Below are 16267 nucleotides of genomic sequence, written 5' to 3'. Positions count from 1 at the left end.
CTGTTCGTGATGCCGGCGTCAGCAATTCACAACCCGGTCTGTAAGGCTGCTGAAAGCAACGGCCTCTATATTCAGCAGCCGCACAGACGGATAACCGGGACCACCCGGAGACACGCCTGATGAGCGAGCTTTTTTACAACGCCGTGCCGAACGCGACCCGCGTGGCACCGCCACTGCCCGAACCTCGGCAATACCCCAGCGAGAAACCGGCGCGGGTCTACCTGTTCGGCACGTGCGTGGTCGACCTGTTCTACCCCGAAGCCGGGATGGACGCGATCCACTTGCTGGAGCGCGAAGGGATCCGGGTCGAGTATCCGCAAGGGCAAAGTTGCTGCGGCCAACCGGCCTACACCTCGGGTTACACCGAGCAGGCGCGGACGGTAGCGCGCTCGCAACTGGCGCTGTTTGCCGGGGATTATCCGGTGGTGGTGCCGTCGGGTTCCTGCGCCGGCATGCTGCGCGAGCATTACGCCGACTTGTTCAAGGACGAGCCGGAGACGTTGAAACAGGTTCAGGCCCTCGCGGCCCGTACCTATGAACTGGCCGAGTTTCTGCTGTTCGTCTGCAAAGTGCAGCTCAAGGACAGCGGCGCACCGGTCAAAGTCGCGCTGCATACCTCGTGTTCGGCACGCCGCGAAATGAACACCCACCTGCACGGCCGCGAGTTGTTGGCGCAGTTGAGCAACGTGGAACGGGTCAACCATGACCACGAAAGCGAATGCTGTGGCTTCGGCGGAACATTCAGCGTCCGTATGCCAGACATTTCCGGCGCGATGGTGGCTGACAAGACCAAAGCACTGAAGGATTCCGGCGCGCACAAGGTGTTGAGCGCCGACTGTGGCTGTTTGATGAACATCAACGGCGCATTGGAGAAACAAAAAGAAGCGCTGCGCGGGCAACATCTCGCCAGCTTCTTGTGGCAACGAACCGGAGGTGCGCAATGAGCACTTCCGCGATTATTCCTACGGTCGCCGTAGAAGAAGATTTCCGCACCCGGGCACACAACGCCTTGGGTGATCAGCAGCTGCGGAACAACTTCCGTACTGCCATGGACTCACTGATGGTCAAGCGGGCAGCGGCTTTCAGTGATGCCCACGAAAGAGAACATTTGCGCGCACTGGGCAATTCGATCAAGGCCCGCGCGCTGTCCAAGTTGCCCGACCTGCTCGAGCAACTGGAACAGAACCTGACCCGCAACGGTGTGACAGTGCACTGGGCGGAAACGGTGGACGAGGCCAATGGCATCGTCTTATCGATCATCCGCGCTCACGAGGCGCGGCAAGTGATCAAGGGCAAATCGATGGTCAGCGAAGAGATGGAGATGAACCATTTCCTCGAGGCTCGGGACATTGAATGTCTGGAGTCCGATATGGGGGAATACATCGTCCAGCTCGACCACGAGAAGCCTTCACACATCATTATGCCGGCGATCCACAAGAATGCCGGTCAGGTCGCGTCCTTGTTCCACGACAAACTTGGCGTGGAATACACCAAGGACGTTGACCAACTCATTCAGATCGGTCGCAGAGTCCTGCGACAGAAATTCTTCGAAGCGGACATCGGCGTCTCCGGTGTCAACTTCGCCGTGGCCGAAACCGGCACCCTGCTGCTGGTGGAAAACGAAGGCAACGGGCGCATGACCACCACCGTGCCGCCGGTACACATCGCCGTCACCGGTATCGAAAAAGTCGTGGAAAACCTGCGTGACGTGGTGCCGCTGCTGTCACTGCTGACGCGCTCGGCGCTGGGCATTCCGATCACCACTTACGTCAACATGATCTCCGGCCCGCGCAAGGAGCACGAACTCGACGGCCCACAGGAAGTCCATCTGGTCCTGCTCGACAACGGTCGCAGCCAGGCTTTCGCCGACAGTGAATTGCGCCAGACCCTGAACTGCATCCGCTGCGGCGCCTGCATGAACCATTGCCCGGTCTATACCCGCGTCGGCGGCCACACCTATGGCGAGGTGTATCCGGGGCCAATCGGCAAAATCATCACCCCGCACATGGTCGGTCTGGCCAAGGTTCCGGATCACCCGAGCGCGTCATCGCTGTGCGGTGCATGCGGTGAAGTCTGCCCGGTAAAAATTCCTATCCCGGCGATCCTGCGACGCCTGCGCGAAGAAAACGTCAAAGCCCCTGACAGCCCGAATCAAGTGATGCGCGGTCAGGGCAGCAAGTATTCGCGCAAAGAACGCTTCATCTGGAACGCTTGGGCGAAACTCAACAGTTCTCCGACGCTGTATCGGTTGTTCGGATTCTTCGCCACGCGCCTGCGTGCGCTGACGCCGAGCAACGTCGGCCCTTGGACGCAAAACCACAGCGCGCCGAAACCCGCCGCTCGCTCACTGCACGACATGGCCCGCGAGCATCTGGCCAAACAGGGAGACCGCTGATGAGCGCCAAGCAAAATATCCTCGGCAAGCTGCGGAAAAGTCTGACTGGCGCCACGCCGATTGCCGACGACTTCGACGTCGATCTGGTGACGCAGCCTTACACCTACAGCGCCGAACAACGCATCCCGCAACTGCGCAAACTGATGGAAGAGGTGCACACCGAAATCCACCTGACCTCGAGCGCAGAATGGCCGGCACTGCTTGCGCAATTGTTGCGTGATCGTCAGTTGCCGAGTTTGTTGATCGCGCCGACGACAGCACACGGGCAGAAAATCACACAGCATTGGGCGAACAATCCTGATCTGCCGACACTGAAATCCTACGACCGGCCGATGGAAGAGTGGAAAGCCGAACTGTTCAACGACACCCCGGCCAGCCTCACCGGCACCCTCGGAGCCATCGCCGCTACCGGCAGTTTGATTATGTGGCCAACCCGCGAGGAACCACGACTGATGAGTCTGGTGCCGCCGGTGCATTTCGCCCTGCTCAAGGCCAGTGAAATCCGCGACAACTTCTATCAGGTGCAACAGGAATTCGAATGGGCGCAAGGCATGCCGACCAACGCGCTGCTGGTGTCCGGTCCGTCGAAAACCGCTGACATCGAGCAAGTGCTGGCTTACGGCGCACACGGCCCGAAAGACCTCGTGGTTCTGATCCTGGAGGACCAATGACGCTACCAGTGAATTTCCTGCGTGATGCGCAACAACTGATTCCGGCGGAGCGCCGCTTTGATGATCCGTTATCGACTCTGGCCTTTGGTACGGATGCCAGTTTTTATCGGCTGATTCCGCAACTAGTGATCCGCGTCGAGTCTGAAGATGAAGTCGTTGGCCTGTTGAAACTGGCTCAGCGCGACCATGTTCCAGTGACCTTCCGTGCGGCCGGCACCAGTCTGTCCGGCCAGGCGATTAGCGACTCCGTGTTGATAGTGCTTGGGGATAACTGGAACGCGCGCGAGATTCGTGGCCAAGGCACGCAAATCCGCCTGCAACCCGGTGTGATCGGCGCACAGGCCAACGCGTGGCTGGCACCGTTCGGGCGCAAGATCGGCCCGGATCCGGCTTCGATCAACGCCTGCAAGATTGGCGGGATCGTCGCCAACAACGCCAGCGGCATGTGCTGCGGCACCGCGCAAAACACCTACCACACGCTGGCCGGGATTCGCCTGGTGCTGGCCGATGGCACACGTCTGGATACCGAAGACGCTGCCAGTGTCGCCGCGTTTCGCAACAGTCACGGCGAGTTGCTGGAGCGCTTGGCTACCTTGGGCCGCGAGACCCGCGCCAACGCCGAACTGGCTGCAAGAATCCGCCACAAATACCGTCTGAAAAATACCACCGGCTTGTCACTGAATGCCCTGGTGGATTTCGATGAGCCTGTGGATATCTTGAGCCACTTGCTGGTCGGCTCCGAAGGCACCCTCGGTTTTATCAGCGCAGTGACCTACGACACCGTGATCGATCATCCGAACAAGGCGTCGGCACTGATCGTGTTTCCGGATGTGGAGACCTGCTGCAACGCGGTCACCGTGCTGAAAAGCCAACCGGTGTCTGCAGTTGAGCTGCTGGACCGGCGCAGCCTGCGCTCGGTGCAGGACAAACCGGGCATGCCCGCTTTCGTACAACAACTGTCGAACAATGCCTGCGCATTGCTGATCGAATCCCGCGCGGCGACTTCCGCACTGCTGCAGGAACAACTGGCGCAAATCATGGCCTCGCTCAGAGGTTTCCCGGTGGAGAAGCAGGTCGACTTCACTGAAGACCCTGCCGAGAACGCCAAGCTCTGGGCTATCCGCAAAGACACCTTCCCTGCCGTTGGCGCCGTGCGCAAAACCGGGACCACGGTGATCATCGAAGACGTGACCTTCCCGGTCGAACAACTTGCCATTGGCGTGAATCGCTTGATCGAACTGTTCGACAAACATTCCTACGATGAGGCGATCCTTTTCGGACACGCGCTGGAAGGCAATCTGCACTTCGTCTTCACCCAAGGCTTCAACAATCCGGAAGAAGTCGCACGCTATCAAGCGTTCATGGACGATGTCGCGCAACTGGTTGCGGTGGAATTCGGTGGCTCGTTGAAAGCCGAACACGGCACCGGCCGCAACATGGCGCCGTTCGTGGAACTGGAATGGGGCAGCGACGCCTATCAGTTGATGTGGCAGCTCAAACGTCTGCTCGATCCGAACGGCATTCTCAACCCGGACGTGGTGCTCAGCGAAGATCCGCAGATCCACCTCAAGCACCTGAAACCGCTGCCAGCAGCCGATGAGATTGTGGATAAGTGCATCGAATGCGGTTTCTGCGAACCGGTCTGCCCATCTAAAGGACTGACCCTGAGTCCGCGCCAGCGCATTGTGATCTGGCGCGATATTCAGGCGAAAAAACGTGCAGGTGTCGACACCACCGAACTGGAAAAAGCCTACGAGTACCAAGGCATCGAAACCTGCGCCGCCACTGGTCTGTGCGCTCAACGTTGCCCCGTAGGAATTAATACCGGTGAGCTGGTGAAAAAGCTGCGTGGCCGACACGCGACGCATCAGAAAACGGCTGACTGGATTGAAGGAAATTTTGCCAAGACACTGCAAGGTGCACGCTTCACTTTGCATGTGGCCAACGGTGCGCGAATGATGCTTGGCGCACCGCGTCTGGCGAAACTTTCGGCAACCATTACGCGGCTGTCCAAAGGCCAAGTGCCGTTGTGGACGAATGCGATGCCGCAGCCAGAGAAGGCCATTCGCTTCAGCCCCAGCGTCTCAGACGAACGTCCGCGTGTGGTGTATCTCGCAGCGTGTGTCTCGCGAGTCATGGGTCCTGCGGCGGGTAATAAAGAGCAAATGTCGCTCTACGACAAAACCCGTGGACTGCTGGAAAAGGCCGGTTACCAAGTGGTCTTCCCGGACAATCTGGACAATCTCTGCTGCGGTCAGCCATTCGCTTCCAAGGGCTATGCCGAACAGGCCGAGCACAAGCGCCAGGAGTTGATCAGCGCCCTGTTGCACGCCAGTCGCGGCGGGCTCGATCCGATCTACTGCGACACCAGTCCGTGCACGTTGCGCCTAGTTCAGGACGTAGGAGAAACCCGTCTGGATCTGTACGACCCGGTGCGCTTTATCCGTACGCACCTTCTTGATCGACTGGAATTCACCCCACAAGACGCACCGATTGCCGTGCACGTGACCTGCAGCACTCAGCACCTTGGTGAAAGCCAGGCGCTGATTGATCTGGCGCGCAAGTGCAGCAAAACCGTAGTGATTCCGGAAGGGATTCATTGCTGCGGATTTGCCGGCGACAAGGGCTTCACCACACCGGAGCTGAACAGCCATTCCCTGCGCACGCTCAAGGACGCGGTGCAACATTGCAGCGAGGGGATTTCCACCAGTCGCACGTGTGAAATCGGCCTGACGCAACACGGCGGCATCGACTATCACGGCCTGGTTTATCTGGTGGATCGGGTCACTCAGGCAAAGGCCGGCTGAAGAAAATCAGAACCCTTGCGCGAGACCGCAGTCCACAGAACAGGCCTCGAACACTCGAGGCCGTTCCTTCTTTCGGTGACCGGTTCTTATGGTCAGCGAAGTCTGGATCCCTCAGCGAAAGGAGATTCACATGAAACGTTCTGTACTGCTCGGTCTGTTCGTTACTGCCTCGGTGATGGCGTCTACTTCGTTTGCCGCTGATAAGCCAGGCAGCCTGTGCGATGCCAATTTGAATCAAATCGAAAGTGCCAAGTCGCAATATCAGACGTCACCGGACTTGAATGCGCGCGTCTCAGCCAGTGTGAGTAAAGCCCAAGCCCTCAAGGCCCAAGGCAAGACCGACGAATGCCTCGTGGAAACCCAGCAAACCCTTCTGGAAATCCAGAAAAGTACGGGCGACACAAAAAAATGAGCCATTAGCTGACCAGCATTTAGATTGGCGTCATCGCCTCGGGGTTTGGTGCGCTGGCCGTTTCATACCAGATATAAAAAAAAACGAATTCTTGTGTGCCGTCGCGGTCGATTGAACAGGCCCGACACAAACGCGGCCTGGCATGACCTCGGCATAGCCGCCAGACCGTCCGGCAGCACCGAGCTCCCATCGCTCAAGGAGATACCCATGAAGCATTCTGCAATTGCTGGACTGTTCATCGCTGGTGCACTTCTGGCGTCGCCGGTGTTTGCGGCAGACAAAGACCTGTGTGCCGGGAATCTTCAAACCATAAAAGACTTCATCACCAGCCAGCCTTCTATTCCGGAGACCTCGCTGAACAACGTCAAGACTGCGCAGGAAGATGCCATGAAGGCTCAAGCTGCCGGGGATGACAAGAAATGCGTTGAGATCAGCAACGGCATGATCACGAAAATGCAGATCCGCAACCCAACACGTAACTGACACGCCTGGAAGCCAACCTTCGGGTTGGCCTTCCACCACCGTTTGACGTACACTGCGCAGGCTTGTTGCTCAAACAGATGTACTGAGCAATGAGTTCGGGGCCGTTTAGGATTCGACGCCGGTTGCGAAACTTTAGGTGCATGCCGACTTGGTAACAGAAGTCGTAAATCCACTGTTGCAACTACTTATAGTTGCCAATGACGACCAATACGGTGTTGCTCTCGCTGCTTAATTGCAGCTGACAATGCTCCTGGTACCTTCGGGTCCAGCAATCATCAGGGGATGTCTGTAAACCCAAAATGATTGTCATATAGAACAGAATCGCCGTGCAGTACGTTGTGGACGAAGCGGCTAAAACTTACACAACTCGCCCAAAGCACCCTGCCCGTCGGGTCGCTGAGGGTTAACTTAATAGACACGGCTACGCATGTAGTACCGACAGCGGAGTACTGGCGGACGGGGGTTCAAATCCCCCCGGCTCCACCACTTCATCATCTAAAGACGTCCACGGACGTCTTTTTTTGTGCCTGAAATCCAGTAAATACGGGGGTTTCAGGGCCATTGAGCTCCACAGCGCTTCAGGCAGATCCATTTTGAAATGTATTCCAAGGCGTATTCCAAGCCCGTGACTGGTAAATTTTGGAATACACAAACAGCGTTGGAGTACCCATGGGAGCCCGAGCCACACGCCTTTCAGACCTAAAAATCAAAGCCGCCAAGCCCAAGGACAAAGACTACACATTGACCGACGGCGATGGCCTTCAGTTACGAGTCCGAACCAACGGTTCGAGGCTTTGGAATTTCAACTACATCCATCCCGTGACCAAGAAACGAATCAACATGGGACTGGGAACATTCCCGGAGCTCAGCCTGGCTCATGCGCGTAAACGCACGGTTGAAGCCAGGGAGCTGGTTGCCCAGGGACTGGACCCGAAAGAGCAACGCGATGCAGATCGCCAAGCAAAAAAAGCTGCGACAGAGCACACCTTTCAAAACGTCGCGACAGCCTGGTTTGAACTCAAGAAAGACTCCGTGACCACCGCCTACGCTGAAGACATTTGGCGCTCGCTCACGTTGCACATCTTCCCGGATCTACACGCCACCCCAATTTCTGAAATCAGCGCGCCTCAGGTCATCAAGTTGCTTAGGCCACTTGAAACCAAAGGCAGCTTGGAAACGGTCAAGCGCCTGACCCAACGCCTCAACGAAATCATGACTTACGGGGTGAACTACGGACTCATTCATGCCAACCCCTTGAGCGGAATTCGATCGGTCTTCAAAAAACCAAAGAAGAAAAACATGGCGGCATTGCCCCCGGATGAGCTCAATGACCTCATGGTGGCAATTGCCAACGCCAGCATCAAAAGAACCACCCGATGCCTCATCGAATGGCAGCTCCACACGATGACTCGGCCGGCAGAAGCTGCAACCACCCGATGGGCTGACATCGACTTCAATAAGAAGATCTGGACGATCCCAGCGGAGCGCATGAAGAAACGTCGCTCCCACATCATTCCGCTCACGAAGCACGCTTTGGCGCTTCTGGAAGCGATCAAGCCCTACAGCGGACACAGGGAATACGTGTTTCCCGCCGACCGTAATCCCCGCACCCATTGCAACAGCCAGACCGCAAACATGGCGCTGAAACGGATGGGGTTTGAGGGGCGACTCGTCAGCCACGGAATGCGCTCCATGGCGAGCACCATCTTGAACGAGCATGCCTGGGACGCCGAATTGATTGAGGTTGCCCTGGCTCATGTCGACAAAGATGAGGTTAGAAGCGCTTACAACCGCGCGGACTACATTGAGCGTCGACGCCCAATGATGGCCTGGTGGAGCGAGCACATTCAAAAGGCGGCCACGGGTGACTTTTCAATAGCAGCAATCCATGAAAACAGAAGCCAGAAAGTCGTCTCGATTCGTTAAACAGAGTCAACTTGATGGCGACGACGGCGACAGCGGCGACAACCCTCGTCGCCTCTGACCACGTGTGAGGCGACACACTGGCGGCGGCCGTCGCCACCACAACACCACAAGTATCGATCCTACTTTTCCGCTAACGCCGCTGCGGTCGGGAAGGCTTCGCAGCAACGCTTGAAGTAGCTCGCTCGACGATCTTACAAAAGGTCATAAATCTATCTAGAGCTACCGAGATCCAAGGTCTTCTACGTCAATTGCGCTCCCCGATGTCCCGGTTGATCGCGAGTCGAGCGCGGAGTACACCAACGCCTCACGAGGAGCAGGTGACGACGATTCCGAGCATTGTAGAGCGTTGAAACTCCGACGCATCGGCATGCTTTCTCCTCAGTAACGATGAAAAAACTGACGTCCTAGGAGATTGTTGTCGATGCAATTGTGCGAAAAATGCGATCCACCGAGCCCTCTCTTGGATTATCGGCCCCAACCATTGACCTACCCGGTCGAAGCACTCGGTGAACTCCTGGGAGGCGCGGTAGAACGGATGGCAGAGGTCATCGGCGCACCGATAGCCATGGCAGCACAATCGGTGCTGGCCACTGCGGCTCTAGTGACTCAAGGCCACGGCAACGTACAACTCGATGGCCGCACCTATCCGCTGTCTCTGTATTTGCTAACGGTCGCATCATCAGGCGACCGTAAAAGTGCAGTGGACCATCAAGCTCTCTCTGCAGCACATAACTGGGAGCGAGAGCAGTGGTCTGTGTACACGGAAAAGCTCAATGCTTACCAATCTGCCATCCGCCTTGCGGCCAAGGCTCAGCGACAGGCAAAGCATGAAATCTGTGAACTCTCCGACCCCGTCCAGCCCAGACTGATTTCCACCGACCCTACCATCGAAGGCCTCACAAAAAACTTGTGTTATGGGCTACCAAGCATGGGCTTGTTCAATGACGAAGGTGGTCAATTCCTCGGTGGCAGCACCATGAGTAAAGAAAACCAGCTCAAAGCAATCACCACGCTGTCGAAAATCTGGGATGGCAGTCCCATTGACCGGACACGGTCCACGCCCGGGGAAAGCCTGCGAGCCTATGATCGTCGTCTCAGCATGCATCTGATGCTGCAGCCGTGCCTGGCTCACCAATTCCTCAAAGATCCAATGATCAATGGCCAAGGTGTGCTCGGCAGATTCCTGATCAGTTGGCCTGAACGTTTGATCGGTCAGCGCCTGTACCAGGCGGTGGATCTGACGCAAGACCCCAAGATCCAACGCTACCAAACGCATATCACTGATCTGCTGAAGAAACCGTTAGCGACCAACAAGGACGGATCACTCAAGCTCACGACATTGGAGTTGACGCACAGCGCCCGCGTGGCTTGGATTGATATTCACGACACCATAGAGTGCCAGTCTGGCGAGTTCGGTGAGCTGGCCGGCGTTCAGTCCGTCGCGAGTAAAGCTGCTGCCAATATTCTGCGCATCGCGGGGGTTCTGGCGGTGATCGAAGAAGCCACTGCCTTGAACGAGGAGCATATTCAGCGCGCTTCAACGCTAATGGACTATTACCTCGCCGAGATCCAGCGCTTGACTGAGCAAGAGCCGGTTAACCCTCTAAGAGAAGAAGCGGATCGTTTGTTACGCTGGCTGAAACAGAAAGGCTGGACCCGCTTTACCATCCGAGACATCAATCGCAACGGCCCTCGCTTTGCACGCAAGAGCTGTAAGCACACCGCCACGCTCCTCGTTGAGCTACTCACAGCGAACTGCGTGAAGAGCCAAGATGCCAAGACTTTTGAGGTGTGTCGTGTTCCGTCTGAATGACGCCGTACGCCGCTTCCAATCGAAAAATCAGACACCCCCAGTCCTGCGATGTGTCGCCACGTCCGTCGCCAATCTGTCGCCAGATGCCAACCGTGGCATCCCGCAGGTTGTCGCCAGTGTCGCCGCTGTCGCCACATCCAACTCAGACCGTGTCGACATCAAACTGCTCATCCAGCAATTGCGTAATGACGGGGTGGTGCTGCACCACCATGAAAACACTCTGCACATCCGACCGAGACACTGGCACCAGTTGGAGCAAATCAACGTCCACTGGAAAGCTATGCTTCTCTTCCTTCAAACGAATGAAAATGATGTCTAGGGTGAGGATCGATCAGCGTGAGAACCATGACGTTGGCTATCTCCAACTGCTGACTGATCCAAGGCTTGCGGGCTACGCCAAATTCAGAAGACGAAAGTATCGGATGCAGACAACCCTGCGCCCAACATTAGGGAACACTTGATAGCCGGTTTTCGGATTGACGGCAAATGTCAGTGGATGCAATTTACAAGCTCACACTAGCCGCCAGGATCTTCGAGACGGCACTGCGGTTTCCCGCAGGATCCTCCCAAAACGCATCGCTTCCGGAAGCGCGGACAGTCGACCTGAATGTCGACGGAAGCATGATATTCCCTCACCCAAGACGGGCCTCCCCGTCTTGGGGCTGGCCTTTTTTAATTTTGGAGGCCTTAATGAATAATCGACTGGAAGTCTACAAAGCCTTAAAGGCGATTAACGTGCCTGAGCAGCGAATCGAAGCAGTTATCCAAGCCATGGATTCTGATATGCATTTATCTACTGTAGGTACATCTGATTCCGACTTCGCACAACTTCGGGCAGAGCTATCCCGGTTTCAGGTGGGTCTCATTATGGATATTGGCGTGATGCTCTCCCTCGTGGTGGCGATTCTCTTCGCTGGGATTGCGTTTATCCGCTGACAAGTCTCTCTTCCAGCAAAATCAGAAACCATCTGTTCTAGGACAGGTGGTTTTTTTTCGCTCAGGTATCAGGCACTGGATCCCGCAGACAGTGTTGACTAAGCGCGGCGCCTAGCTAGAGGTGCATGCGTGGCTAGGGGCAGCAATCGGCCAAAAGCAGACGTTAGCGAACGCACGGTATCGCCCCAAACGGGTCGATCGCGGCGTCTATGAAAACCGAGGTTATTAATTGTGCCTTGATCGGTAGACCTAATAACTCGTCCTCTGGATTCCCTGTGAGCCGCTTTCCTGCTTGCATATGTGCGATGAAACAGTTCTTCGGAAAGGACGGCGCATTGGTGTTTGAGATCCGTTTGCATGACTCTTCAGTGGGCAAAGTACGTTAGTGACATAATGTGGGCCTGAGCGCCTGTGCCTGTCCCCTCAAGAGTTGCTTTAAAGCACTACGACCTCTTCGGCTGTCATCCAGCCAGCGTCAATGACTCTCTCCCTCGCAACCTCCGGCTGAGCGCTGTAGACCACGATGGCCAAGCTCTCCTCTGCGCGACTGCAGGTGACGTACAGAAGCCTTCGTGTGCGTGAAAGCGACGTGTCTTTACCCTCGCTCTCATTCTTCATATCTGTGGCGGAGGCAGGTGTAACACCTAGCAATTTCTCATAACTGAACAGAAAACCACCGGCTTCTTCGTCGTTCAGGATGACCATCACCCGGGGAAACTCTAGGCCTTTGACGCCCTGGTGGGTACCGTACGGCGAGAGGCCATTTGCGTATCCTGCGAAGGCTGCCATCTCTGAGTAACGACGCCCCAGGACAACCCGATAAGCATGGATTTCAAGCGCCTCACGATCGGACGTTTCTGGTGCTGGGTCTGCAGTGGCACCTTGATCCATTGCAGCAACGAGTCGATCAGGCAGCGCAAGCAAACCCGAACTCTGGAGGAGTTGAGCAACCTCTTCAATCATGGGATTGTTATCTTTGAGCATCTCGCAGAGTGCATGGGTTGCCACTCCAACAGACTCCAGCAGCTCGAATTGATTGTTGCCAGCAGCCTCCAGGTACTTAGGATCAAGCAAAGGAGAGCGCAGCCGCACCGCCTCCATGAGCGTGAAATCATCCGAACGGGCTGCGGCGACGATTGGAGCGACCCCATCGAAGAAAACCTTGAGGATGGGTAGCGTACCGTCCATCAGCGCGGTATTCAGATGTGCAACGGCATAGAGCGGAGCGAACACGCCTTCAAACCCCATCCGACGGGCAGCCATCTTGTGCTCTAGGATCAACGTCTTGCGGCCATCTTTGCCGGTGGCCCACTGAGCATCACCTGTGATCTCTTCCATTTGCTCAGCGATCTGGTCTTCCAAGCTGAAATCCTGCCCGGGCGCTTGCCGGGTGCAGAACATACGCACGGCACCTTGGGCAGCTTCCTGCTTTGGTATCTGCAGATGATCATCGGCACCGGCGCGGATATCATTGATCAATTTGACAACTCTAATCGGGCAACGGCGATTGATACGTTTTTCAGGCTTGGCCCAATCTGATGGTATCGCCTCATCAAGCCCTAGCTTCCCGTCGTTATAGATACGCTGCATCGTATCGCCGAGCAGTCCTAGGCAAAATCTCCCAGGAATCGCTGCCTGAGCTTTCAGAAATGCATCCATGAGCGCGCCATTCGTATCTTGGCTTTCATCGATGAGCAGCACCGGATGCCGATCCGCCATAACATCGAGTAAAGGCGGCTGGGGTAAAAACGCTGCAGCCATCTGGATGACTTCACTGTGGTTCAGCGATTGCCTACTTACGTTGTCTCCTGTCGGACTGTAGGTAAATTCAGGAATTTCATCCAGGACCGCCAAACGACGAGCTTTGCTATCCCGGCTCGACTGGTTAGCCTGGGACGTCTTGTTCACTGATCTCGCCCGACCGAGCCTGTCGTCCAATTCAGCAATGTCGCTCGCAAGCTTGATACGTAACCATTCACGAATATCGTCGTTGAAGCCCTTGATCATCTTCCAAGAGAAAGCATGAATGGTTGAAACCTCTACCAGCGGATCGTGCTCAAGGCGACGTGCGATTTCCTCACAGGCTGCGTTGGTGTACGTGATGATCGCTATTTGCCGCCCCTCAAACGTGAGGCGCTGACGCTCACGTTCCTTGAGTAATTTCACCGCTACGACGAGTGAGTGGGTCTTACCTGAGCCGGCACCGGCGTATAGGAAGAAACTGCGTGGCGTCTCCAGATTCAGGCATTCCTGGATAACGTCATCCGCAGTCAGCGTTACTTCATCGGCGACATCCTTTATGGCACTCATTCAGGAGTCACCTCAACACTGGCCGTCGGGATAATCAAGAGCTCCTTGCTCTTCTTCTGCAGCTTTTCCTCTAACCAGACGAGCCCTTCCCGGATGTACTCTGGAACAGCGACCTTGGCGAAGTCGGGATCTCCAAGCACCTGTAGCGCGAACTCCGCCTTGTCACCCGACCTGAGCGCATCGAACAAAGCCTTACCTAGGTCGTCTACAGTTGCAGAATCACGCAGCGCTTTGGCGAAGGCCTTGGTCAGACCCCGCCCCTGCTTCGTTGCAAAGTGCTGCACATTGCTCAGCACCAGACTGTCCTCAAACGTGTTGGGTAGTGCCTGGGCTTCACCTTCAGTCTTAGGCAGAACGATGTGGATGGGTGTCTGATACGCAATGCGGATCGCAAACAAGTGATCTATCTGCTGCGATTTTTGCTTCTCATCCAGATCCAGCAGGGTGTCGACATCGTGCCCTATTCCAAGGGCGCTCACCCAACTACGCAAGGTGGGGTTGTTGGTTTCTTGTTTGGCCTTGCGTTTGACGGGTACCGCTGTTTTCTTCAATCCGGCGTCCAAATCCGTGATGACCAGGGTCACAATTCCCAGCGCATCGACTAATGGCCTCAGGCGATGTGCGTGACTGCCTCCAATATCCAGGATGGTAATGTAGCAACGATCAAGGAACGGAAATTGACTGCGTAAAAAATGCGGCAACATCATTCTCTCCGCAGCGCCTTCAACCAAGATCACCGCGTCAGCGAAGAACAGATCGGCATGCTGCGCCCGCAAGTAACGAGTCACGAACTCCTTGGTTTGCCTGCGACGGTTTTTGTCGCCGAACACTGCGCTCAAGTTAGAAACGGTGGACACCGGGATGGGTACACCGGCCATTCCTGCGGGTAGCCTTCGGAAATACCGAAGGTTCGCATAATCCGTCTCGTGAGCGACATGGCTGGAGTGAGAGCTGACCACCAGCTGTGTTTTGAGCCTCGGGTATTTCTTGAGAAGCGGCTCATTACATAGGACGTGATAGGCGTGTTTGATGAATGCCTGCTGCACTTGGACATGAAGATGAGCCTCAGGCTCCTCAACCAGCACGAGGTGGATCGGCTCGATGCCTGCGTCGGACTGCTCCTCGGTATTTTTGTACTTCCTCAGCCACTCATCCCGAAATGCCATCAACTGGAAAATCATCGAGATCAGGTTCTGATAACCGAGGCCGTTGGATGTTTCGGGGAGGCGCATGGGAGGAGCGCCGGGTGCGCCTGCGACTGAATCCAACTCGAACAGCACCGCAGCTTCATGGTTCATGCCGTCCGTAGGAGAAAGTCGGGTTTCTACCCTGATTGCCGGGTCAGTAGTGTTCGGATAGCCCAGACCTGCCACCTCTATAAGGGCCGGAGCGAAACTGGAGGTTAGTCGGGAGTCGAATGCCGACTGTGCAGCTTGAATGGCTGTAAGCGCCTCCAAGTCCGAAATATCCGGGCTGTCACCAGGATCGAGATGCCGACTGTAGTAAGCACGCAACTGCTCAGTCAGTTTTTTCCCTGAACCACCTCGCCCCTCAGTGATGGACTCCTCGGCGCTATCACCGAAGCCGCGCTGCGCATTGATCTCGTGCACGCGTATGAGATCGGTCAGCGGATTACTCTCCAGCGGAAGTGCATTCGCAGACAGTGCTTGCAGGCTTGCGTGACGAGTCTTGGGATCCGGTTCGCAGAGCTGCGCCGGGTCGAGACGATACCAGCGTATGGTAAACATCGCCCCCAAGCGCCGGTTAAGGTAGTCATGCAGGCTTTGCGGCCAAAGTGACAGCGTGGGCGGGGTTTTTCCTTCCTCGGTCTTGCTCAAGATCTCCTGCAACAGCGTTTTGACCCGATTACGCTCTTTCCGGTAATCGGTGAAGAGTTTGGCCATGTCCTTGGGCTCAAGTCGAAAACGCATCCCGACGCAGCCACCTTTCCAGGCAAAATTGGGAATCAGATCCTTGATGTAGTGCAGCTCCCCTTTCGAGGCTTCCACCCATAAATCGAGAGTGGGTAACCAATGCGTCCACTGGTTTGCCGCTGGTATCTCGAAGGTTTCGTCAGCCTCTTCCCACTCGGCACCAATGTCATCAATGGTCGTGAGGTGAGCAAGCGTTAAATCCTGGAGGCGAAAAGCAGTCGCTTTCGAGAGCAGGAATTTACGCAACGCCAACATTGCGGAGGACTTACCACTGTTGTTGGCCCCGACCAACAGGGTAGTGGTGCTCGCCAGGTCGATTCGAACGGACAGGAGCTTGCGGAAATTCGCGATCTCCAAATACTGGATCTGCATAGCCTCTTCCTTGTAACGGCTGAAGGTAATTCGCCGGGCTGATGATTTCTGAGACTCTAGCCCAGCACCTGCCGCGCTCCAATAGACGTAGTGAATTTCTGCCACTGCGTTGTGGTAAGAGGACGGCAGTGATCACGAGCCAATTTCAATCAGCGCGCACATGCACGGATGACGCACCTTGCGCCCGCCGTACACTGATGTCAGACGC

General features: G+C 56.0%; 12 protein-coding genes and 1 other RNA gene. 11 read left to right on the top strand and 2 right to left on the bottom strand.

Annotated features, from left to right (window positions below; all coding sequences use genetic code 11):
* Positions 1-119: 119 nt before the first annotated feature.
* The 11 genes from ACW9IR_RS03885 to ACW9IR_RS03835 all read left to right on the top strand — a co-directional run bounded on the left by ACW9IR_RS03885 (position 120) and on the right by ACW9IR_RS03835 (position 11443).
* Positions 120-944: a (Fe-S)-binding protein gene (locus ACW9IR_RS03885; protein WP_223025720.1), complete on the top strand. Its 825-nt coding sequence runs from the start codon at positions 120-122 to the stop codon at positions 942-944.
* Complete coding sequence (locus tag ACW9IR_RS03880) at positions 941-2395, top strand: LutB/LldF family L-lactate oxidation iron-sulfur protein (protein ID WP_093435718.1); 1455 nt, start codon at positions 941-943, stop codon at positions 2393-2395. The genes ACW9IR_RS03885 and ACW9IR_RS03880 overlap by 4 nt, the downstream gene beginning before the upstream one ends.
* The gene (locus tag ACW9IR_RS03875; RefSeq protein ID WP_457461759.1) at positions 2395-3066 is read left to right on the top strand and encodes a LutC/YkgG family protein; all 672 of its coding nucleotides are present in this window, start codon (positions 2395-2397) and stop codon (positions 3064-3066) included. Before ACW9IR_RS03880 ends, ACW9IR_RS03875 begins: the two co-directional genes overlap by 1 nt.
* Positions 3063-5873: an FAD-binding and (Fe-S)-binding domain-containing protein gene (locus tag ACW9IR_RS03870; RefSeq protein ID WP_457461758.1), complete on the top strand. Its 2811-nt coding sequence runs from the start codon at positions 3063-3065 to the stop codon at positions 5871-5873. Before ACW9IR_RS03875 ends, ACW9IR_RS03870 begins: the two co-directional genes overlap by 4 nt.
* 130 nt (positions 5874-6003) lie before the next feature.
* Entirely contained in the window at positions 6004-6285 is a 282-nt protein-coding gene (locus ACW9IR_RS03865; protein ID WP_110718990.1) for a hypothetical protein, read from the top strand.
* A gap of 207 nt (positions 6286-6492) precedes the next feature.
* On the top strand, positions 6493-6768 hold the full coding sequence (locus tag ACW9IR_RS03860; protein WP_016986519.1) for a hypothetical protein: 276 nt from the start codon (positions 6493-6495) through the stop codon (positions 6766-6768).
* A 97-nt stretch (positions 6769-6865) separates the two neighbouring features.
* Positions 6866-7254: a transfer-messenger RNA gene (gene ssrA, locus ACW9IR_RS03855) on the top strand.
* Positions 7255-7437: 183 nt separating this feature from the next.
* Positions 7438-8694 carry an integrase domain-containing protein gene (locus tag ACW9IR_RS03850; RefSeq protein WP_457461755.1) on the top strand — a complete coding sequence of 419 codons (1257 nt, stop codon included), beginning with the start codon at positions 7438-7440 and terminating at the stop codon, positions 8692-8694.
* A gap of 421 nt (positions 8695-9115) precedes the next feature.
* On the top strand, positions 9116-10507 hold the full coding sequence (locus ACW9IR_RS03845; protein WP_457461753.1) for a YfjI family protein: 1392 nt from the start codon (positions 9116-9118) through the stop codon (positions 10505-10507).
* Positions 10491-10826 carry a hypothetical protein gene (locus tag ACW9IR_RS03840; protein ID WP_457461751.1) on the top strand — a complete coding sequence of 112 codons (336 nt, stop codon included), beginning with the start codon at positions 10491-10493 and terminating at the stop codon, positions 10824-10826. Before ACW9IR_RS03845 ends, ACW9IR_RS03840 begins: the two co-directional genes overlap by 17 nt.
* 371 nt (positions 10827-11197) lie before the next feature.
* A complete protein-coding gene (locus tag ACW9IR_RS03835; RefSeq protein ID WP_457461749.1) occupies positions 11198-11443 on the top strand; it encodes a hypothetical protein in 246 nt (81 codons plus the stop codon).
* A gap of 435 nt (positions 11444-11878) precedes the next feature.
* Here ACW9IR_RS03835 and ACW9IR_RS03830 read toward each other — a convergent pair whose 3' ends face one another.
* A complete protein-coding gene (locus ACW9IR_RS03830) occupies positions 11879-13753 on the bottom strand; it encodes a UvrD-helicase domain-containing protein (protein WP_457461747.1) in 1875 nt (624 codons plus the stop codon).
* The gene (locus ACW9IR_RS03825) at positions 13750-16059 is read right to left on the bottom strand and encodes an AAA family ATPase (RefSeq protein ID WP_457461745.1); all 2310 of its coding nucleotides are present in this window, start codon (positions 16057-16059) and stop codon (positions 13750-13752) included. The genes ACW9IR_RS03830 and ACW9IR_RS03825 overlap by 4 nt, the downstream gene beginning before the upstream one ends.
* Between the last annotated feature and the right edge of the window lie 208 nt (positions 16060-16267).

It is taken from the genome of Pseudomonas sp. SDT291_1_S447, from assembly GCF_054070155.1.
This window is presented reverse-complemented; position numbering and strand designations above follow the sequence as displayed.